The following is a 20389-nucleotide window of genomic DNA, read 5'->3' as shown; positions in this document are numbered from 1 at the left end:
AATTGCAAAAATATTATGACAGTAGCAATACGTAAGGGATTGAATCACGGGCCTAGATAATTGGCTGCTCTTCTGGAACGCTGGTATCAGTTGATGGATCCAGATTGGTACTGAACGCCTCAACGCTGTCTGCAACTTCCTCAGGGCGATTAAAACGCGCAATATGGAACAGCGCCTCACCCTCATTGACCAGAGGGATATTGGTTCTGCCAATGATGACGCCACTGCAAATTGCGACCACTTTGGTTTCGGATTTCTCATCACCATAAGGCGCCGCGACCATTCCCAAAATGTCGCCTTTGCTCACCTGGGCCCCCATGGGGACCAGCATTCTAAAAATTCCGCTTTGCGGTGCTCTCACCCAACTGCTCGAACGCGCGACAAATGGTTCGACAGGTTTTAAATGTTTAGCACGGGACTCCGTCAACATGCCCAGCTTACGCATTACCGCCAATACGCCTCTGACACCAGCACGAATCGCCAGTTCATTAAAACGTAAAGCTTCACCAGCTTCATAGACGATGACCGGCACATTGGCCTGCTGACAGGCATAACGCAAAGAACCTTCAATCAATCCTGAATTCAAAATAACCGGGGCATTAAATGCTCTCGCCATTTCTTCAACTGCGGGATTCTCCAATGCTGCTCGAATCTGTGGCAGGTTATCGCGGTGGATGGCGGCAGTATGCAAATCCACACCATGGGTACACTTATTCACCACCTCGCTCATAAACAGGTTGGCCAGGCGCGCTGCCAGAGAACCTTCTTCAGAGCCTGGGAAACAACGGTTTAAATCCCGGCGGTCTGGCAAATAACGTGTTTGATTGATAAAACCGTATACGTTAACCACTGGAATGGTTATCAATGTTCCCTTAAGACTTTTAAGCCGTTTACTTCGAACCAGCCGACGAATTATTTCCACGCCAACAATTTCATCGCCATGCACCGCGCCGGACACGAATAAAACAGGTCCTTCACGTCGCCCACGCATCACCTGCACCGGCATACTCAATGAGGTATGCATATACAAATCTGGCAGGGGTACATCAACTACTTTGTTCTGTCCGGGGCCGATTTTTTGCCCGGCAATAATCAGCTCGTCAGGCATCAACCACGGCCTTTGGTTTTAGTGGTTCCTGAAACAGAATTCTTTTCAATAAAATCGATAATCAAACTGGCAATATCCTTACCGGTTGCTGATTCGATACCCTCAAGCCCAGGCGACGAATTAACTTCCATCACTACAGGCCCATGATTGGATCGCAATAAATCCACACCACAGACATTCAGGCCCATCGTTTTGGCTGCCCTGACAGCTGTGGCACGCTCTGCCGGTGTAATGCGGATTAAATTGGCACTACCACCACGATGCAAATTGGAACGGAACTCGCCTTCTTTGCCTTGGCGTTTCATTGCGGCAACCACTTTCTCGCCCACCACAAAACAGCGAATATCCGCGCCACCGGCTTCTTTGATAAACTCCTGAACCAGGATATTGGCTTTCATGCCCATAAAGGCTTCGATAACGCTTTCAGCAGCCCCAGCCGTCTCCGCCAGGACCACACCGATGCCCTGAGTACCTTCCAATAATTTAATCACCAACGGCGCACCACCGACCATCTTGATTAAATCATCGACATCATCAGGACGATGTGCAAATCCCGTTACCGGCAAACCGATACCGCGGCGGGATAATAATTGCAAAGCACGTAATTTATCGCGAGATCGACTAATGGCCACCGACTCATTGAGTGGATATACATTCATCATTTCAAACTGGCGCAATACAGCTGTACCGTAAAAAGTCACCGAAGCACCGATCCGGGGGATGACCGCATCATATCCAGTAAGGTTTTCGCCCTTGTAATGCACTTCAGGTTTCATCGAGGTGATATTCATGTAACAACGCAACACATCCAACACATCCACTTCATGACCTCGTGCCTCAGCTGCCTCGACCAATCGGCGAGTTGAATACAACTTCGAATTACGGGACAAAATGGCTATTTTCATGCAGATTCTCCATCAAGCGCTTCGTCTTTGGGCGCTTGAGTTGTGTCGTGATATGAGGGGCTTGCTTGGTAGGACAATGCCGGATTAACCCATATATTACCAGTCGTCATGGCAGTGCGTCCTAGTAACATTCGAAACAGCATGGTGTCTCGGTTTGTCAGTGTGATTTCTATGGGCCAGGTATGACCGCCAACAGTCAGCGGGGTTTGAATCACATAACGTTTTTCAGTATGCCCGCCAGAATCAGTAACATTACGTTCATCCTTAACACGCGCCTCACACCAGATTTCTGTCTCTGTATCGTGTTGATTGGGATGCACCCCGAATCGTACCCAAAGCTCACCGTTTTTATCAATCGGCTCAACCGAAAATGCATGGATCGCCGATGTTCTGGCACCGGTATCTACCTTGGCCTTGATTTGATCGATACCCAACTCCGGCAAGCTCAACCACTCTCGCCAGCCAACTGTAATTATTTGCGGATGATTTTCCATGGGATCCCCAATTAAGAATTTATGGGGCAATTGAAAGCAATTTAGCGGCAACTGTCAAAAAGGATTTGATGGGTCAAAGTTTTAAATGAAATTTTTAACTAAATTACAGATGTTTTTAAGAGTTTAGATAGGGGTAACGGTTTCATCAGATAAAAAAAAAGCCCCAACGAATCGGGGCTTTTTTGCATTATTGAAGCTTTTAGCAAAGACCAGCACCCACACAAGTACCTTCATCGTCTCGCCAAGTCACTTGACCACCAGCAGTTAAAGTAGGTCTCAAAATATAAGTTGAATCGATAGGTGCATTACCGACAGCAGTTATGACCCCTGCTCCATCTACATCTACAGTATCAACATTTGGACCATCAGCTGCACCAAGTGCTGCTGCTTGAACATCTCCTGGAGAAGCATCGTTGCAATTTGCAAGTGTACCCGAAACTTGTCCACAAATTTCAACTGCTGTTTTAACGCCAGAAGTAGCTAATACAACCTCAGTAAATCTAGCTTTATCAGTATATTGTTGATAAGCAGGCAAAGCGATTGCCGCCAAGATACCAATGATCGCGATAACGATCATTAATTCGATTAAGGTAAAACCTTGTTGTGTTTTTTTCATTTTTCAATCTCCGTAAATAGACGACAAGCTTTGTGCTCGAAATCAATGGAGCACTCTCTGTGCCAACTTATCATTATCTTCATAATCAATAACTTAAAACCATCACCTTTGTTTTCAATTTTCGTAAGTTACTAATACACGTCAATTTGTGACATTTTTTGTCAGTTTGTTGCTAAACAGTCCTGATAAAGATCTATTAAAACTTTATTTGCTGGGTAATAATCCAAACTTTTATGGATGCTCTCACAACGCTGTTCAGGCATTTCCAAAGCAAAATAACCATTGATGACGTCTTCAAAAAGCTTTAATTCTGGTTTTTTTCTCAGTTCTGATTCAAACCAATTAATAATCTGAACAAGTTTTTCAGTGTCGTTTCTTGCCATTGCATCATGCAAATGTGAACGCATAACAATTTGCTCTGCATACGTTTTGTAATATAAATTGTTTAGAGATTGATTGAGGTCTGAATATTGTTGTGATTTTGTCAAAAAATGGTATAGCTGTTGTTGCGCTTGAGAGGTTTGCCACAAAAAGCCCCATGAGGCTAAAAGTAAGATTAGTGTAAATCCCCGAATTGACTTTCTAGCAACCAGACTAAGTGTATTTCTTTTTATAACCGCATAATGACTGAGCATGACATATAAAATGGTTAGCCAAATAAACCAGTGCAATGAAGAGTGATAAAAGGGATGCTCGACTTGAGTATGGAAAGTTATTGGTAGTAAAAGCGAAAGGTAGGCAATAAACCTTTGTTGCTTATTTATGACGGCATAATAAAAGACACTGAACATTGCTACAATAATTCCCATAAAAGCAAGTAATCCACCTTCAATGGCCCATAACAAAAGTTCATTATGTGGATGTGCTATGTAAGTTGGTAATTTAGCTGTTGGATATTGTTGATAAAATTTTGAAGAGGCTAAACCGAACTGTTCGAGAAATGTCCCAATCCCATGCCCCTTAATTGGTGCTTCGGTAAAAGCATCAATCGAAATCCGATAAATACTTAAACGCTGTTCTGAATGTTGCGCCTCAACTACTCTGTACGTCTTGTCTAGTGTCTTATGCAAACCTTCTTTTGCCATCCAACTAGCCACTAAAACTACCAATACAGCAGTAATGATTGTTTTCCAGTTTTTTCTGACCTGCTTTCGATATGAAACCAGCAACATGCATAGACCCAGAATCCCTGATAAAAGGCCTATCCGTGACCCCGTTGCAACCATTACATATGTCGCAACTATGATGGTAATTAATAAAAAAACTTTTAAATAAGTCCGATTAAAACTTACGGGTCTTAAGCAGAGATAAAATGAGATCAAGACACCAGTAGTCAGAAAGCTGGCCATAACATTGACCTGCTGAAACACTCCCGTCGCATTCACTTTATCTGATCTAGGAACCCAATCAGGTAAAAGAGGCAGCTGGAACAGTTGAATAATGCCAAATAAGCCTTGAAGCATTGTCGCAATAGCAATCAGCAGCAAAATTCTGTCGGTATTTTTCAGCCGAAACTGAAACAGGCCAAACAGAAAAATCACCCCTGCCATCACATACACAATACGAAACAACCAGGTAATTGGATCCTGAACGCCGGCAAGTGCTGCAGCCAGCAGAATACCAACAGGCAAAGCCAGCAGACCTTTGTAGTTTGCCGGAAGGATCAGCTTATCCTGTCCACAGAAATACCAGACTGAATAAGCAATAACTAACGTCGCTGCTGCCCATACAGTGATATTAAATGGCAGGTCAAAACCGGTACCACCAAGACTGGATACCAGATAAAACGGAGAGACCAGGAAGAGTAATGCCAATAACCATTCAATTGGCTGCTGCGGCAATAACGGATATTTTGAGAGATAACGCGACATAAGCTTCCCTGTTCCGGCGAATAAATAAAAAAGGATTATGTCGGCTGATTGATCTAGTGGCAAGGCGAGTTGGATAGAAACAACGACTATTTCATATCCATTGGATTTATCCGCAGATGGTCGCAGATTAAAAGAATACAAACCACAGAGACACAGAGGGCACAGAGGTTAAAAATAATTTAGGTCGGGTTAGCGTAGCGTAACCCGACATTAACAGTGTGTTGGGCTTCGCATGCTCAGCGCCAACCTACGTTTTTTTGAATTCACCAACTTCATAAATTGTGACACGTGGTTAGTTCAATATTATGACGCTAATAATCTGCGACCATCTGAGTAATCTGCGGATAAAAAACTCTGTGCTCTCTGTGTCTCTGTGGTTATATCAACTACAAAGGCACACCAATCCGCTGAGCGACTTCTTCGTAGGCTTCGATAACACCACCCAACCCCTGACGGAAACGATCTTTATCCAGTTTTTTACGGGTTTCAGCATCCCATAAACGGCAGCCATCCGGGCTGAACTCATCACCAAGATAGACTTCGTCTTTGAACACACCGAATTCCAGTTTGTAATCCACCAGAATCATCCCGGCATCAGCAAACAGTTTTTTCAACACCTGATTCACTTCAAAAGTCAGCGCTTTCATCCGTTGAACCTGTTCATCGGTGGCCCAGCCAAAAGTGGCGATATGGTATTCATTAACCATTGGGTCATGTAAAGCATCATTTTTCAGGAAAAACTCGAATACCGGCGGATTAAGCTCCATGCCATCTTCTACACCTAAACGACGGACCAGACTGCCGGAAGCAACGTTACGCACTACGCATTCCACCGGGATCATTTTCATATTCTTGACCAGCGCTTCATTGGCACTGAGCAGTTTTTCAAAATGGGTAGGAATACCAGCTACAGCCAGTTGCTCCATGATAAAGGCATTGAACTTGTTATTAATCTCACCTTTACGGCTCAGCTGTTCGATACGTTCACCATCAAATGCCGATGTATCATCGCGGAAACTGAGCACAACATAATCCTGATCTTCTGTAGCAAAGACGCTTTTGGCTTTACCGGCATAAAGTTGCTGTAATTTTTGCATGGTGTTTTCTCTTAGGCTTTTTTAAGTTCGCGCCAGTCAAATCCGGCATCCTGTTCAGCAATGCCAACCCAGTCTGGTGTGCAGTTCAGGGCATCGGCGAATAAAGGGCTGACCAATGCCGGGGAATTATTCTTTTCGCTGATATGCATGGCAACAATATGCTGCAAACGCGATGTATCAATTTTCGCAAGTAATTCGGCAGATTGCACGTTATTTAAATGTCCAAAACGTCCACCCACCCGCTGTTTCAAATATTCAGGATATTCACCCTGCTCCAGCATTGCCATATCATGATTTGCTTCCAGCAGCAGTCCATCGCACAAGGTCAAAGCCGATTCAATTACTGGCGTGATAAAACCAACATCGGTTAACAGCCCTAATCGAAAATCACCATTATGAAAAACAAACTGGCTGGGTTCGCGCGCGTCGTGCGGCACCGGAAACGGTGAGACTTCAATATCATTAACATTGAATCGCTCATGACAGCTAAACTCGTGAATATGCGGCATCACATCAACAGGTAAACCTGCTGCCGTGCCGGGTGTAGCATAAACCGGAATATTGAATTTCTGTGATAGCACTCGAACGCCACCGATATGATCGGCATGCTCGTGTGTCACCAGAATAGCGGTGAGGTCCGAAGACGTCAAACCAACACGCCGCAGACGTTTTTCAGTTTCACGAGCAGAAAAACCACAATCCACCAGAATTGTGGTTTTTCCCTGTGAAATCAGTGTTGCATTGCCCCGGCTACCGCTGCCAAGTGATGCAAAGCGCATTATTGAGTCAATTGTTCCTGAATCAGACCCAGTAAACGTTTCGCTGTTTCTGAAGAAGTACGAACCTGTTCAGAATCCAGTACGGTTATACGGGTATCTGACGCATCTGAAATAAGTTTGATGTAGTAGTACTCTTCAGGAGTCACCTCATCATCATCTTTCCAGAAAGCCATACGACCAAAGAAGCCAGGCTCTTCTCTCTCAGCTTCGTTAAATGGATCCAGGTAACGCACGTAATATGTGCCACGTGAACGGTCACGATCTTCAACAGCAAAGCCGCGGCTATCCAACACCCGACCGACACGATCCCAAACGGTGGTGAATTCCTGCTCAACCAATAAGGCCTGTTGGCCTTCGGCTTCATCCAGCAAAATTACCCGCGCTTCAGTTTGTTGTGCGGCTGAGCTTGGCAAAGAGGCTTCAGCACGTGCTTTATCCTGTTGATATAAACCACCAAGGTATTCAGCCAGCTGACGCAGCATAGCTTCATCTTTCTGATTGCTGCGATTGGTTTCATCTGTACCATTCACATAAACACGAGCCGAACGATTTACATCTCCGCGCTCCATTCGAACACGATAGGCATAGCCATCAACGTCAGGCTGAGTATCCATCAGACCAATACGCTGATCTTTACGATGAATATTCATATCGATATCAGCCCAGAAAGCTTCAATACGTTGCCATGTTTCATCCCGGTCTCCCGGCACTACCAAATGGCGATCATCACCCTCGCCCGATAAAGCAGGTTTGGATTCTGGAGTGATGTTATAACGCGCTGCTAAAGGATTGGTACTGGCTTCTTCATATTCGGAATAGGTTGCCGAGCTTTGCTCATTGCCGGCAACTTGATCATTGATTCGTGATGTACTCAAGTCAGGTGGGATATCCAGCGGCGGCATTGTTTCTGCTTTGCGATACTTTTGAGTATTATCAGGAGCAACCTCATCCAGTGATGGCATTAGCCCACAACCTGAAATGCTTACTGCGACCAGCACACCACAGGCTTTCAACTTAAAACGATTTGTGTTCATTTAATTACATTCACTCACTTAGGGATTCAGAACACCGGCAGTGACCAGCGCCTCACGAACCGGTTGATGAAATTGTTCAGACAAAACTGTCATTGGTAAACGTATCCCCTCTGGTATAAGCCCCATTTCATGGAGAGCCCATTTAACCGGAATAGGATTGGATTCAGAAAATAACCGCTGATGCAGCAAAGATAATTTATCGTTAATTTCACGGGCATTATCAGCATCGCCATTCAATGCATATTCACACATCTGGCTCATCAAGGCAGGAGCCACATTGGCAGTCACTGAAATGACTCCACGACCGCCCGCCAGAATAAAATCAACGGTGTTGGCATCTTCGCCGGTATAAAGTTCGAAATTATCGTCGCACAAATCCTGAATTAACTTCACTCTTCTTACATCACCAGTCGCTTCTTTAATACCGATAATATTGCCGATTTTGGCCAGACGACCAATGGTTTCAGGTAATAAGTCACAAGCCGTGCGGCTGGGAACGTTATAGAGGATTTGCGGAATATCGACCGCTTCTGCAATCGCTTTGAAATGCAGATACAAACCTTCCTGAGTCGGTCGATTGTAATAAGGTGTAACCAACAGAACGGCCGCAACACCTAATTGTTTAGCGTAATGCGAGAGTTCAATGGCTTCTTCGGTAGAGTTGGCACCCGTACCGGCGATGACCGGAATTCGGCCAGCAGCCTGCTCAACCACCTGACGAATCACATCTGTATGTTCGTCAATACTTAATGTAGCAGACTCACCTGTGGTGCCCACAGCCACAATGGCGCTACTGCCATTTTGAATATGAAAATCAACGAGCTTGCGCAGGCTTTCACCGTCTAACGAGCCATCTGCCCGCATGGGTGTTACCAGAGCTACCATACTGCCGCTGAACATATTCATCTGACTCCGCGAAAATAAACTGGCATGGTACTTTGCCAGCCAGTAGATGACAAGACCGGACTGCTTTGGGTAAGGTACTGCCACCACAACTATTACTAATGGAGACGTTTAATGAGCCCAGTTACGTTACAGCAAACTGTACCGGATTTTGAATTACCGGCTACTGGCGACAAAACCATCCGGCTATCCGAACTGCGTGGCAAGAATGTGATTATCTATTTTTACCCCAAAGACAATACGCCGGGATGCACATTGGAAGGTCAGAATTTCCGTGATCATATTGAGACGTTTAATGCCCATAACACGCTGATATTTGGTATCTCCAGAGACAGCGTGCGTGTTCATGAAAACTTCAAGGAAAAACAGCAGTTTCCTTTTGATTTGCTTTCTGATGCTGATGAAACCGTCTGTAATTTATTTGGTGTGATGCAGCTGAAGAAAAATTATGGTCGTGAATATATGGGCATTGTTCGCAGTACTTTTCTGATTGATGCAGAAGGTAAGCTCATCCATGAATGGCGTAATGTTAAAGTTAAACAGCATATTGACGAGGTATTGGAAGTCGTCAAAAGCCTGTAATCCAAAGTAACAATAATGCATCAATCCAATTAGGGTTTTATCTCGCAAAACATCCCACCTGTTAGGGTGTCTTTTCGCTTCAATTGAAAGCTATTAATTTAGCTCAGGCAGGTTTTAGATCGAAGGCGATGCAGATCCGTTCTTCATCAGAAGTAAACGGAATCGTGCGATGAAATACCGATGAAGGAAACATCACAATATCCCCAACTTCTGGAGCAATGGTTTTGCTGGGGAAGTTATCATGTTGTTTAGGATAATCATCCCCATGAGTACTGAGCTCAATACTACCCTCATCAGGATGCGTTTTTTGCTTTGGTACGGCCAGGTACAAGGCTCCACTGACCCAACCTTCCTCATGAATATGTGAGGTTAAATGCCCGCCGGTTTTCATTTTGACGTACCAGGAACTGGCAAACACCGTTTGTTTAGGGAATCCTTTGACGAAAATACCACTTTCACCTTTAAGATTAACGCGATAATCATCTATGGCACGCGCCACCAGTTTGGCAATTTGCTGAAAGCTCGCTTCGGAACGTTTAAACAAATTACCGGCAGATTGCACACCATGATGCAAGCGCCCCTGACTTTTCTCTTCAATATCGGCCTGTTCGATATCCGCCAGCAGTTGTTTGAGTAATTCGCTATCGCCTTTTAATTCCGGCACCTGCACATGACAAACCAGATCCAACGGATTTTTACAGAAATCATAGTCATTCACCGTGCCAAAGTTTTCGGCGTAATGTCCTGCCAGTGTCGCCAGAAATGGCGAGCTATGGCGGGCTTTTTTCAGTTGATCCAAGCCCTGTTTGAATTCCTCAAAGCGCTCGGTTTTATACAGACAATAGAGAGAGCGTTCCTGCCAGTCTGCGTACTGTGATTGTTGAAAATATCGTAATGCCTGTGGTAAATCACCGCTATCGTAGAGATACACTGCCAGACTGTAATTTGCCAAAGGCAACCTGGGATCCAGCTCCAAGGCGCGTTTGTAGGCAGCAACCGATTCGTCATAGCGTCCCTGATCACGCAATATCTCACCGATATTACTGTGCACTTCGGCATAGTCAGGTTTTAATTCCAGTGCTTGATTATAGGCAGCAATGGCATCGGCCAGTTTGCCCTGATTTTTAAAAGCTGAACCAAGATTAAAATACAGTTTGGCATCCTGTGAAATGGCTAAACCTCGCTGGTAAAAGGTGACCGCCTCGTCCAATCGGCCCTGCTCCTGCAAACAAACGCCATAATTCGCGATGGCTTCCAGAAATTTTGGCTGTTGCTCAATAGCTTTTTGATAATATTCTCCAGCCTCTTCATAACGGTTTTTTGATTGCAATGCATAACCCAAATTATATAACGCATCGGTCAACCCCGGATTCAGTCTCAATACTCTTTTATAGCTATTAATCGCTTCATCCACACGATTTAGATTGGTGAACAAAATACCCATATTGAAGTAAATCTCGGGTACATTAGGATCAATTTCAGTAGCTTTACGAAATACACCCACCGCATCTTTAAATTTATTTTGCGCGGCCAATGCATTGCCATAGAGGTTTAATAGTGGAAAAGAACGTGGATAGGATTTAAGTAATTTCTTGGCTGCTGATTCAGCAAAGCCGACCTGTCCGGTATTCAGAGCATGAATAATGGTTTGTAAATCGGCCTGTCCCGGTGTTGGGCTTGGCGTTGGGTGTTTCATAGCTGAGAGTCCACTAAATCAGGAGATATTTCCTGCAATTTACAGGACTAATTCCTATCAATGCAAGACGTCCTATCTATTTTTGTGCCAAACAAATTCAAAGCCAGAGTCTGCATAACAATCTAAACAAGGGAGTCATCACCTTCATGGATACAATTACACAGGCGTTACTTGGCAGCGCAGTGGCATACAGCGTTGCAGGCCGCAAAGCACCCAGAGCTTCTGTTTTGTATGGTGCAGCATTCGGCATTTTGCCGGACCTCGATGTATTCATTCAATATACCAATGACCTGGACACCATGACTTTCCACCGGAGCTGGACCCATTCATGGATTGTGCACAGTCTGCTGGCACCAATAGTGGCCTGGTTGATGGCTACACTGGATCAGCGATTGAGTTTTCAACGATGGCTAATGTTGATCTGGCTGGTGTGGATCACCCATAGTGGACTAGACGCAATGACCGTTTACGGTACGCAGCTATTCTGGCCCTTTATGCCTCCACCTGCATCAGTTGGCAGTATATTTATTATCGATCCGTTTTACAGTCTGCCACTCGCTGCAGGCTTCCTGGCAATCCTTATGGCCGCCGGAAAACAGCTGAGTCATCGTGTCATGATCGGTAGTCTTATCTTCAGCACGGCTTACCTTGGCTGGAGCTATGCTGCCCAATATTGGATAACGCAGCAAACAGAGCACGCATTACAAGACCAACAGATTGATTATCTGCATATTAAAATCACTCCGGCACCGTTAACCACCCTGTTATGGCGCATTGTGGTGATTGATGAAGATATTTATTACGAAGGTTTTCGTTCGATATTTGATGGCGACACAGCGTTTTCACTTACCCAGTACGAGCGTGGTATTAAACTAAAAAAACGTCTTCCTGATAAAACCTATATCGACAGAATAACCTGGTTTACTCAGGACAATTTCAAACTTGGACAACAGCACAATATGATTGTAGCGACGGATTTACGCATGGGCATGGAACCCCATTATTTTTTCCGTTTTCAACTCGCGAAAATACACAATGGCGCGGTTATTTCTGTAGCACCGCAACAATTGCCCATGCAGCGAAATGCCAGAGATGGATTACATTGGGTATGGCAACGTATCTGGAACCCTTATGTAGAACCTATGATTGAAAAAGGATCTGTAAATGATTGAGATTGGGCACTGGCGACAGCTTGATGCGTTATCTGGCCTTGAGAGATGTTCAGTCCGCTGAGCAAATGTCTATCGTCCAGAAGTGCCGCCTTAATGCCTTGGCCCGCCAGCTTTCGAATGAAGGGCAAGGTCGCATTGGTCAGTGCCAGCGTTGAGGTTCGGGCAACTGCTCCCGGCATATTGGCGACACAGTAATGCACAATACCTTGTTCAATATAGGTTGGCTGTTCATGGGTAGTAGGATGTGATGAGGCAAAACATCCACCTTGATCAATTGACACATCCACCAGTACCGTACCGGTTCTCATCAAGGCAAGATGATGTCGTTCAATTATTTTCGGTGCCGTCGCTCCCGGTAATAATACCGCGCCAATTAACATATCGGCATATTGCACTACCGTATCAATGGTTTCGGCATGGGCATACAGCGTTTTCAATCGAGGCCCAAATTGCAGATCCAATTGCTGTAATTTGGCTAAATCGTTATCCAGCACAGTGACATCAGCCCCTATCCCCATCGCCATTCTGGCCGCATTGGCCCCCATTACACCACCGCCTATAATCACAATATTGGCTGGTGATACGCCCGGAACACCGGCCGGTAAGATGCCCAGACCACCCTCATGAATTAATAAAGCCTGGGCTCCTGCCTGTATCGCCATACGACCGGCCACTTCGCTCATGGGTGCCAATAACGGTAAATCTCCCTGATCGTCGGTCACTGTTTCGTAGGCAATACAGGTGGCACCAGAATCCTGTAACCCTTCAGTCAAAGGACGATCCGGGGCAAGATGCAGATAGGTAAATAAGCTATGTCGATCGGTTAATTGCTGAATTTCACTGGGTTGGGGTTCTTTGACTTTAATAATCAATTCCGCGTTGGTAAATACTGTTGCAGCATCCTCGGCGATTTGAGCGCCAGCGTGCTGATAATCTTCATCACTGAATCCAATCGCTGCCCCGGCTGCCCGTTGTATCCAAATCTGATGGCCATCGGTACAAAGTTCACGCACCCCGGCCGGGGTCAGTCCGACACGGTGTTCCTGAATTTTGATTTCCTTCAGCACCCCTATCTGCATCACTACTCCTCAACCTAAGGCCTTTTAAAGAAACGTTTAAACAACATTAGCACTGGATGACAACGGAATTCTGATGGTCACCCGTAACCCGGATGTTCCATTAGCAATCTGCAACTCGCCCTTAAAACGCCGAACAATGGCGTCTACTATAGCCAGCCCCAAACCGCTGCCATCACTATGGTGGCCATGAACAAACCGCCGGGTGAGCTCAGTGAGCAATTTTTCCGAGACACCGGGCCCCTCATCTTCTACCGTCCAGCATAATTGATCTTCATCCAAATTAACCGACAGGGTAACTACGCTATTTTCTGGTGCATGGCGGATGGCGTTTTCCAGCAAATTACGTAATGCAGCCGACAGTAATATTGCCGAAGCATGGACCTTTTCATCTACAACATCATTGCATCGCAATGTAACCTTATGTTGCCTTGCCAGATGTTGCACATCGCTCAAGGCCATATTGTTAATTTCAGCCACCGGTAAACGAGTGCTTTCGGCTAGTTGGCCATCTCCCTCTACCCGAGCCAGTAACAACAGCTGATCGAGAGTCCGCTGCAACCTGTCCGTCGCTTTTTCAGCCTGAACCAAGGCATGCATGGCTTTGCCCCCCTGCGTCAGCCTGGCGACCTGCAATTGGGTTTTGATTCCAGCTAATGGGGTACGTAATTCATGTGCCACATCACCGGTAAATCGGCGTTCCCGTAACAAAGACTGCTGCATGCGTTGCAACAGTCGATTGATCTCATCTACCAGCGGACGCACTTCGGCTGGTCGCTGCTCCCAGATTAAGGCAGTAAGATCTTCGGTGTTACGTCTGGCCATATTCTGAGTCAAGCTATGCAATGGTTTAAAACCCTGCAAAATACCAAACCAGACTACGGCCAAGGTGCCAGCCAGACTGAAGAAAAACGGTAGTCCAGCGGCGATCACCACCGAACGCATCAATGTATCTCTGGTTTCCAATCGCTCAGCGGTGGTGATGGTTAACCCCCCCTGCGACAAATTAAAGACCCGCCACTGCTCCCCATCCTGCATGCGATTTTGATAACCCTGTTGAGTCGTGGAAAACACTTTTTCAGGCGCATCATGAGAGACAGCGATAACGTCCCCGGCCACATTGGCGACCTTACATGCAAGTGTCGCAGGTAAGTCAAGATTATCCGCCGGGTCAAATAAAGCATTACGTTGACTACCATTCATCAACGGATCCAAATCATATTGTGCCATCAGAGACATCAGCATTTTGGCAGAAGCAGCGAGACGATTATCCAGAGTATTCTGCATCTCCTTCTGTACACTCATTAGCAGCCACGGCGCCAGTAACAGCCACATCAACAGCACTGCAATACCAATGCGCCATAGTAACTGCCAGCGTAAATAGTCTTTGGCTTTAGCGGGACGCATTCACCGTCCCCAATCGATACCCCATACCGCGAACTGTTTCAATCCAGTCATCACCCAGCTTGCGGCGTAAATTATGAATATGCACCGCCACAGCATTGCTTTCAATACCTTCGGCCCAGCCATAAAGACGATCTTGCAACTGTGCAGCGGTGACCACCCGCCCGGGTTGCTGCAACAAGGTTTCCAATACTGTGATTTCACGTCGCGACAGGTTTAGAGGTTTATTATTCAGAGAAACTTGTAAGGTGCCGGGATCAAACTGCAGGCTACCATGCTGAATGGTCTGGGTAGCACGTCCGGCCGCACGACGGTTTAAAGAATGTAATCGGGCGGCAAGCTCAGTGAGATCAAAGGGCTTGCTCATATAATCATCCGCACCGGCCTGTAAACCGCTGACGCGATCCGGTACCGCATCACGTGCCGTCAATATCAATACCGGTAGATTATTGCCATGCTCTCGCCAGCGAGAGAGCAAGTGCATGCCATCTTGGTCTGGCAAACCCAGATCAAGAATAACAGCATCAAAACTGGCGGTTGCCATGGCGGTTTCAGCTCCTCCGGCATTCACTACCCACTCAGCCTGAATGCCTAATGCGGTCAGACCAGCCTGTATGCCCTCGCCCATTAATGCATCATCTTCCACAATCAATACATACATCGGTTGATATCCGAAATAAAATCAACATGTTCGTTTAATTGAATTAAGACAACGTTAACATTGTCTTAATTTTATCGCTGCATTCTACGCAACAGAACTTGTTGGATCATGTCACCGCAGATCAATCATCCAAAACCTTACAACTAGGGCCTGTTTATCTTTCAGATCCACCACTACTGGCGACTATTTTTTAGCACGCCAGCAGCAGACCTTAAAGAGCATTCATAATGATCGCTGTATCAACGGCCAACAATGTTCAGATCATTAGATTTGCCAAGATTGATTATGAGAGGAATGGGTTATAGAGATAAATGAAAGAGCCGATACGGTGCCTATTCCAGCAGAGGCGCTGAAAATCATGCAAAGCAAATTCATCACTGGAACTGGTCCATGCGGATAATCAAGTTGAAATTAAAACCGTTCACTTTCGTCGATTGGAAAGTTGTGAAAAAGAATAAAGGTCAACGTTTCAAAACTAAAAAACCATAGCGAGCCCACTGACTTTCAGTGGATCTGTAAAGTTGCTCACTTAGATACGACCTGTTAGTAATAATACAATCAGAAATACTCTCATTATACCTTTCGGACCATAACCCCAGCGGCCATGAAGGAAACGCTCCGACCAATAACACGATCAGAATGAAGAATAAAATCGTACTTGTAGTCATGATGCTTTCCTTTTTATTTAAATGCTCACGTTTTAAACAAACACCCGATAAGTATGTTCGTTAACGAACCAAATCTTTAATCAAACTACTTTTTTAATAAATGACCGCATAACTCGTTCGTATATTTGTTTGTCAATTTGATAGCAACTGCGGGGGGAGGCTTCCAATCCTCCAGGATCCAGAATGATGATATTTTCCCGGTGATAGTTAATTAACTGTCGCTGATGCAGAGCGGTAGCCGCCCGGGTAATGCCCACTCGGCGAACATCCAACATATAGGCCAGAAATTCCTGGGTAATTCGAAATTTATTGGATTCAGCCCTATCCCGGATCATTAATAACCAGCGAGCAAGTCGGGCTTCAACTAAGTGAAATCGGGTGCAGCCGGCAGTCTGGGATAATTGCACCAGAGTGACATACAGATATTTTTTTAATATCGCCAAGCAATACGGACCAAATCAATTTTATTATTTCGGTTCACCTCTCCCTGGAAAAGTTGAGTCTTTATGTCGTTAGACATCTACTTTAATAATCAAACCAGCTTCAAACGACTTTTTCAGGAAAAATATTATGAAATCTATTACTAAACCCTTGCTGTTCATAACGCTGTTAGCTCTTCCCCTTATGGGGGTACTGTCAGTCAGTGGTTGTGCTTCTACATCCACCCAGTCCGGTACTGGCGAATACATTGATGACAGTGTCATTACCACCAAAGTCAAAGCGGCAATTCTCAATGAAGAAACACTGAAAGTCGCCGAGATCAACATGGAGACCTTTAAAGGCGTTGTGCAATTAAGCGGCTTTGTTAATTCACAGGAAGATATTCAACGCGCGGTTGTCGTAGCACGCAGCGTCGCTGGAGTGAAATCTGTGGAAAATGATATGCGGGTGAAATAAATCGCTTTATTGATATAGTCAATAAAATAAAGCCCGGATGTTTCCGGACTTAAAAAATCAGGCAAATTGCCCACGACGATAATCGGCAAAGGCTTGTTCCAGCTCGGCGCGGGTATTCATCACAAATGGTCCTGCCCGTTCCACTGGTTCGTTAATCGGTTTGCCAGCCACCACAATGAATGTGCTGTCCTGTTCTGCCACCACTTTCACCGCATCGCCTTCTTTTAATACTGCCAGCTGCGAGGCACCGATTGAAGTCGGTTTATCACCAATACTGACCCGCCCTGCTGCTACATAAACAAAGGCATTATGAGTAGACGGAATATGGTCTTCAAATACACTGCCAGCAGGCGCATCAATTACAAAATAAACTGGTTCGACGAAGCTGTTATCGATAACGCCTTTGGTTCCATTAACCGTTTCACCGGCTACCACTTTTATTGTTAAACCTGCTTCACGTATTTCGGTTGCAATCTCGCTCGCAGCTTTTTCCTGATAGCGTGGCGCCATCATTTTCTGCTCAGCGGGCAGGTTCACCCATAACTGAAAGCCTGCCAGTAAACCGGCCTCCTGCTCCGGTTTTTCCGAGTGGATAATGCCGCGGCCTGCTGTCATCCACTGCACGCCGCCACTTTCAATCACCCCCGCATTACCCGCGCTGTCTTCATGGCGCATTTTACCTGCCAGCATATAGGTCACTGTTTCAAAACCACGATGTGGATGTGGAGGGAAACCCGCGATATAATCTTCAGGTTTTTCACTGCCAAACGCATCAAATAGTAAAAATGGATCCAGCATATCTATTTCATGCGAGGCAATTAACCTTCTTAACGATACTCCCGCCCCATCCGAAGTTATCTGACCCCGAATCCATTTTTTCACTTCACGTTGTTGTGCCATGATGGCCTCCTTACGCCGCAATTAACGCAGCTAATTTCCCGCTGCTGTCCGGCTGTTCAAAGTATTGGTTGGCATTCACCAATGTGACATCGCTTATGCCAATAAACTGCATAAAAAATTTCAGATACTGACTGGCAAAATCCACTTCACTTTCCAGTGGCACGCCACCTGAAGCCATTACCAGATAGACCTTTTTATTTTCCAGTAAGCCCTCGGGCCCATTCTCAGTGTACCGAAAAGTCTCACGTGCTCTGGCAACCAGATCTATCCACGCTTTCAATGCTGCCGGTATACCAAAGTTATAGATTGGCACCGCTATCACTAATACATCTACAGCTTTAACTTCATTAATCAACTGATCGGAAAACGTTAAAGCCTGTTTTTGCGCGTCACTGCGCTCTGTGGGATCAGTAAAGTTTGCATTAATCCATTCTTCATTAATAAACGGTAAGCCCAATGCCACATCACGTTGCTGTACTGTCACTTCAAATTGACCGGCCAGAATATCGGTCAACTGTGTAGAGACAGCACGAGTCAATGAGCCGTCATAACGGCTACTGGCATTGATATGTAATACGTTTAACTGTTTCATCTTTAAATTCCTCTTATAGATTATTTACGTCATTACGGTGCCATTTTATAGTTCTTGTAATTTTGATAAACAATGCTATAAAGAAATTATTGTTGACTTAAAAAGAACAATTAAAAGGTAAGCCAATGAACCAGCTTGAAGATATGCAAACTTTTAAACGGATTGTTGAAGCTGGCAGTATCAGTCTTGCTGCCGAGCAGCTTGATACCGTTAAATCTGCCGTCAGCAGACGGCTAAAGGATTTGGAACAACGTTTGAATGTCACCTTGCTGCAACGCACAACCCGACGGCAAACACTTACTGAGGCCGGCCACCGCTATTATCAGCATTGTTTGCGATTACTGGATGATATTGCAGAGGCGGAAGCACAGATATCCGACATTGAAGCCGAACTCAGCGGCAAGTTACGAATCTCAGCTCCGGTATCTTTTGGGTTAATGCATTTGGGTCCGGCCTTACAGCAATTTCAGCAATTACATCCACTGATTGAAATGTCGATTGATTTTAATGATCGACAGGTTGATTTGATTGCTGATGGATTTGATTTGGCAATACGTATCGCCAGGCTGGATGACTCAACCTTAATGGCAAAAAAACTCTCGTCTACCCGACTACTGGTTTGTGCCAGCCCAGAATATCTGGCCTATCATGGCACGCCTGTCATTCCTACCGATCTGACTAATGGCCATGCTATTTTGCATTATCGTAATACCTCTGAAACCTGGCAGTTTCAACAGGATGGCAGCCCCATCAGTTTGCATTTGCAGGGCAAGCTTTCAGCTAATAATGGTCATTTTCTGTGTGATGCAGCCATTGCAGGCCAGGGCATTATCTTCTCTCCCGATTTTCTCTGTTATCAGGCTGTGCAATCAGGAAATCTTCAGGTCATATTGCGTGACTATATGTATGACAACGAGGTTGGCATTTTCGCGGTTTACCCACAAACCCGCTATTTGCCTAGGCGCAGTCAGATTCTGATTGCTTATTTGCAACATTATTTTTCGTGTAACGAACCTTGGCTGCATTGTTGAACTATTTGACAGCTCGTAGAGACAATGCTCAACTATCATTCACTACAAAAACAATTAATTATCTTAATGAGAGCAAATATATGACAAAATTCTATGGTGCCCAGCATCGACAATTACAACAGGAATTCAACAAAGAAAAACTCGCCGACAGGGTCGGTGAAGCCATTATTACCGATTATATTACTGAACAGCACCGTGAGTTCATTGAAAATAAGGATTTCTTTTTTCTGTCAACAGTTGATCACCGTGGTTTTCCAACCTGTTCCCACAAAGGGGGGGATATTGGACTTGTGAAAATTCTTGATGAAAAAACTCTCGCATTTCCCAGTCTGGATGGTAATGGCATGTATCTGTCGATGGGGAATATTGATGCCAATAAAAAAGTGGGTATGTTGTTTATTGATTTTGAGACCCCGCATCGGGTTCGAGTTCATGGCACTGCCGAACTGAGTCGTGATCCAGCCGACTTGGCCTTATTCCACGAAGCCGAACTGGTGGTCAAAGTCACCATTGAAGAGATGTTTCAGAATTGTCCACGCTATATACATCGTTACAAACGTATCAATGAGTCACGTTATGTTCCCAAGGTAGAAAGCCAGACACCATTACCTGTCTGGAAGCGGCTTGATGCTGTTCAAGACGTTATCGACGATGACGAAAAAGCTAAAGTGGCTCTGGAAGGTGGCATTATTACCATGGAAGAATATGAAATACTGCTACAAAAGGGTGAAGCATAAACTATTGAAAAATAAGTAGTTTGCGCACCACTATGTCTCATCTGTACCACATTTATATTTCGGGAAAATTTCCCGCAAGTGCTCAATGCCCGACACATCAGGTTTCCGGGTATTGATCATTTTTTACAGCTAAATCCTTGCTTGAAAATCCATATTGCGAAGCGAA

Annotated in this window: 22 protein-coding genes; 5 read left to right on the top strand and 17 right to left on the bottom strand. The window is 45.1% G+C overall.

The window, feature by feature from the left end:
• Positions 1-52: 52 nt before the first annotated feature.
• From Q7A_RS07795 to dapA, 9 genes are all read right to left on the bottom strand, one after another.
• Positions 53-1108: a succinylglutamate desuccinylase/aspartoacylase family protein gene (locus tag Q7A_RS07795; protein ID WP_014706796.1), complete on the bottom strand. Its 1056-nt coding sequence runs from the start codon at positions 1106-1108 to the stop codon at positions 53-55.
• Complete coding sequence (gene rimK / locus Q7A_RS07790) at positions 1108-2013, bottom strand: 30S ribosomal protein S6--L-glutamate ligase (protein WP_014706795.1); 906 nt, start codon at positions 2011-2013, stop codon at positions 1108-1110. Before rimK ends, Q7A_RS07795 begins: the two co-directional genes overlap by 1 nt.
• Positions 2010-2507, bottom strand: a complete 498-nt coding sequence (locus Q7A_RS07785) for an ATP-dependent zinc protease family protein (protein WP_014706794.1) — start codon at positions 2505-2507, stop codon at positions 2010-2012. Before Q7A_RS07785 ends, rimK begins: the two co-directional genes overlap by 4 nt.
• A gap of 199 nt (positions 2508-2706) precedes the next feature.
• Entirely contained in the window at positions 2707-3123 is a 417-nt protein-coding gene (locus tag Q7A_RS07780; protein ID WP_014706793.1) for a pilin, read from the bottom strand.
• A gap of 161 nt (positions 3124-3284) precedes the next feature.
• Entirely contained in the window at positions 3285-5135 is a 1851-nt protein-coding gene (locus Q7A_RS07775) for a PglL family O-oligosaccharyltransferase (RefSeq protein ID WP_151903905.1), read from the bottom strand.
• Between the two features lie 245 nt (positions 5136-5380).
• The gene (purC, locus tag Q7A_RS07770) at positions 5381-6091 is read right to left on the bottom strand and encodes a phosphoribosylaminoimidazolesuccinocarboxamide synthase (RefSeq protein ID WP_014706791.1); all 711 of its coding nucleotides are present in this window, start codon (positions 6089-6091) and stop codon (positions 5381-5383) included.
• A gap of 11 nt (positions 6092-6102) precedes the next feature.
• Positions 6103-6870 carry an MBL fold metallo-hydrolase gene (locus Q7A_RS07765; protein WP_014706790.1) on the bottom strand — a complete coding sequence of 256 codons (768 nt, stop codon included), beginning with the start codon at positions 6868-6870 and terminating at the stop codon, positions 6103-6105.
• On the bottom strand, positions 6870-7904 hold the full coding sequence (gene bamC / locus Q7A_RS07760) for an outer membrane protein assembly factor BamC (RefSeq protein WP_041354454.1): 1035 nt from the start codon (positions 7902-7904) through the stop codon (positions 6870-6872). Before bamC ends, Q7A_RS07765 begins: the two co-directional genes overlap by 1 nt.
• Before the next feature lie 18 nt (positions 7905-7922).
• The gene (gene dapA, locus Q7A_RS07755; RefSeq protein WP_014706788.1) at positions 7923-8804 is read right to left on the bottom strand and encodes a 4-hydroxy-tetrahydrodipicolinate synthase; all 882 of its coding nucleotides are present in this window, start codon (positions 8802-8804) and stop codon (positions 7923-7925) included.
• A 117-nt stretch (positions 8805-8921) separates the two neighbouring features.
• Between dapA and bcp the strand changes: the two genes are divergently transcribed.
• The gene (bcp, locus tag Q7A_RS07750) at positions 8922-9389 is read left to right on the top strand and encodes a thioredoxin-dependent thiol peroxidase (protein ID WP_014706787.1); all 468 of its coding nucleotides are present in this window, start codon (positions 8922-8924) and stop codon (positions 9387-9389) included.
• Between the two features lie 103 nt (positions 9390-9492).
• Here bcp and Q7A_RS07745 read toward each other — a convergent pair whose 3' ends face one another.
• On the bottom strand, positions 9493-11085 hold the full coding sequence (locus tag Q7A_RS07745) for a tetratricopeptide repeat protein (protein WP_014706786.1): 1593 nt from the start codon (positions 11083-11085) through the stop codon (positions 9493-9495).
• 146 nt (positions 11086-11231) lie between these two features.
• Between Q7A_RS07745 and Q7A_RS07740 the strand changes: the two genes are divergently transcribed.
• Positions 11232-12257: a metal-dependent hydrolase gene (locus tag Q7A_RS07740; protein ID WP_041354453.1), complete on the top strand. Its 1026-nt coding sequence runs from the start codon at positions 11232-11234 to the stop codon at positions 12255-12257.
• On the opposite strand, the gene ald is transcribed toward Q7A_RS07740, so the two are convergent.
• The 5 genes from ald to Q7A_RS07720 form a co-directional block, all read right to left on the bottom strand.
• Positions 12215-13336, bottom strand: coding sequence for an alanine dehydrogenase (gene ald, locus Q7A_RS07735; RefSeq protein WP_014706783.1), 1122 nt, complete (start codon positions 13334-13336; stop codon positions 12215-12217). The two genes, Q7A_RS07740 and ald, sit on opposite strands and share 43 nt — an antisense overlap.
• Before the next feature lie 36 nt (positions 13337-13372).
• Positions 13373-14740 (bottom strand): ATP-binding protein, encoded by a 1368-nt coding sequence (locus Q7A_RS07730; protein WP_014706782.1) that lies wholly within the window; start codon positions 14738-14740, stop codon positions 13373-13375.
• Positions 14727-15398, bottom strand: a complete 672-nt coding sequence (locus tag Q7A_RS07725) for a response regulator (protein ID WP_014706781.1) — start codon at positions 15396-15398, stop codon at positions 14727-14729. The genes Q7A_RS07730 and Q7A_RS07725 overlap by 14 nt, the downstream gene beginning before the upstream one ends.
• 461 nt (positions 15399-15859) lie before the next feature.
• Complete coding sequence (locus Q7A_RS15730) at positions 15860-16066, bottom strand: DUF3309 family protein (RefSeq protein WP_425320566.1); 207 nt, start codon at positions 16064-16066, stop codon at positions 15860-15862.
• A gap of 80 nt (positions 16067-16146) precedes the next feature.
• On the bottom strand, positions 16147-16509 hold the full coding sequence (locus tag Q7A_RS07720; protein ID WP_014706780.1) for a Crp/Fnr family transcriptional regulator: 363 nt from the start codon (positions 16507-16509) through the stop codon (positions 16147-16149).
• 127 nt (positions 16510-16636) lie between these two features.
• Between Q7A_RS07720 and Q7A_RS07715 the strand changes: the two genes are divergently transcribed.
• A complete protein-coding gene (locus Q7A_RS07715) occupies positions 16637-16963 on the top strand; it encodes a BON domain-containing protein (protein WP_044326383.1) in 327 nt (108 codons plus the stop codon).
• A gap of 57 nt (positions 16964-17020) precedes the next feature.
• Here the strand turns inward: Q7A_RS07715 and Q7A_RS07710 are convergent, their stop codons facing one another.
• Together Q7A_RS07710 and Q7A_RS07705 are read right to left on the bottom strand one after the other, a co-directional pair.
• Positions 17021-17863: a pirin family protein gene (locus tag Q7A_RS07710; protein ID WP_014706778.1), complete on the bottom strand. Its 843-nt coding sequence runs from the start codon at positions 17861-17863 to the stop codon at positions 17021-17023.
• A gap of 10 nt (positions 17864-17873) precedes the next feature.
• Positions 17874-18455 carry an FMN-dependent NADH-azoreductase gene (locus Q7A_RS07705; RefSeq protein WP_014706777.1) on the bottom strand — a complete coding sequence of 194 codons (582 nt, stop codon included), beginning with the start codon at positions 18453-18455 and terminating at the stop codon, positions 17874-17876.
• 125 nt (positions 18456-18580) lie between these two features.
• On the opposite strand from Q7A_RS07705, the gene Q7A_RS07700 reads away from it, so the two are divergent.
• Both Q7A_RS07700 and Q7A_RS07695 read left to right on the top strand, forming a co-directional pair.
• Complete coding sequence (locus Q7A_RS07700) at positions 18581-19486, top strand: LysR family transcriptional regulator (RefSeq protein ID WP_014706776.1); 906 nt, start codon at positions 18581-18583, stop codon at positions 19484-19486.
• Positions 19487-19566: 80 nt separating this feature from the next.
• A complete protein-coding gene (locus Q7A_RS07695; RefSeq protein ID WP_014706775.1) occupies positions 19567-20223 on the top strand; it encodes a pyridoxamine 5'-phosphate oxidase family protein in 657 nt (218 codons plus the stop codon).
• Positions 20224-20389 lie beyond the last annotated feature (166 nt).

It is taken from the genome of Methylophaga nitratireducenticrescens (assembly GCF_000260985.4).
Classification (GTDB): Bacteria; Pseudomonadota; Gammaproteobacteria; order Nitrosococcales; family Methylophagaceae; genus Methylophaga; species Methylophaga nitratireducenticrescens.
The sequence above is the reverse complement of the archived record's forward strand: the minus strand, read 5'-3'. Positions and strand labels throughout refer to the sequence as shown.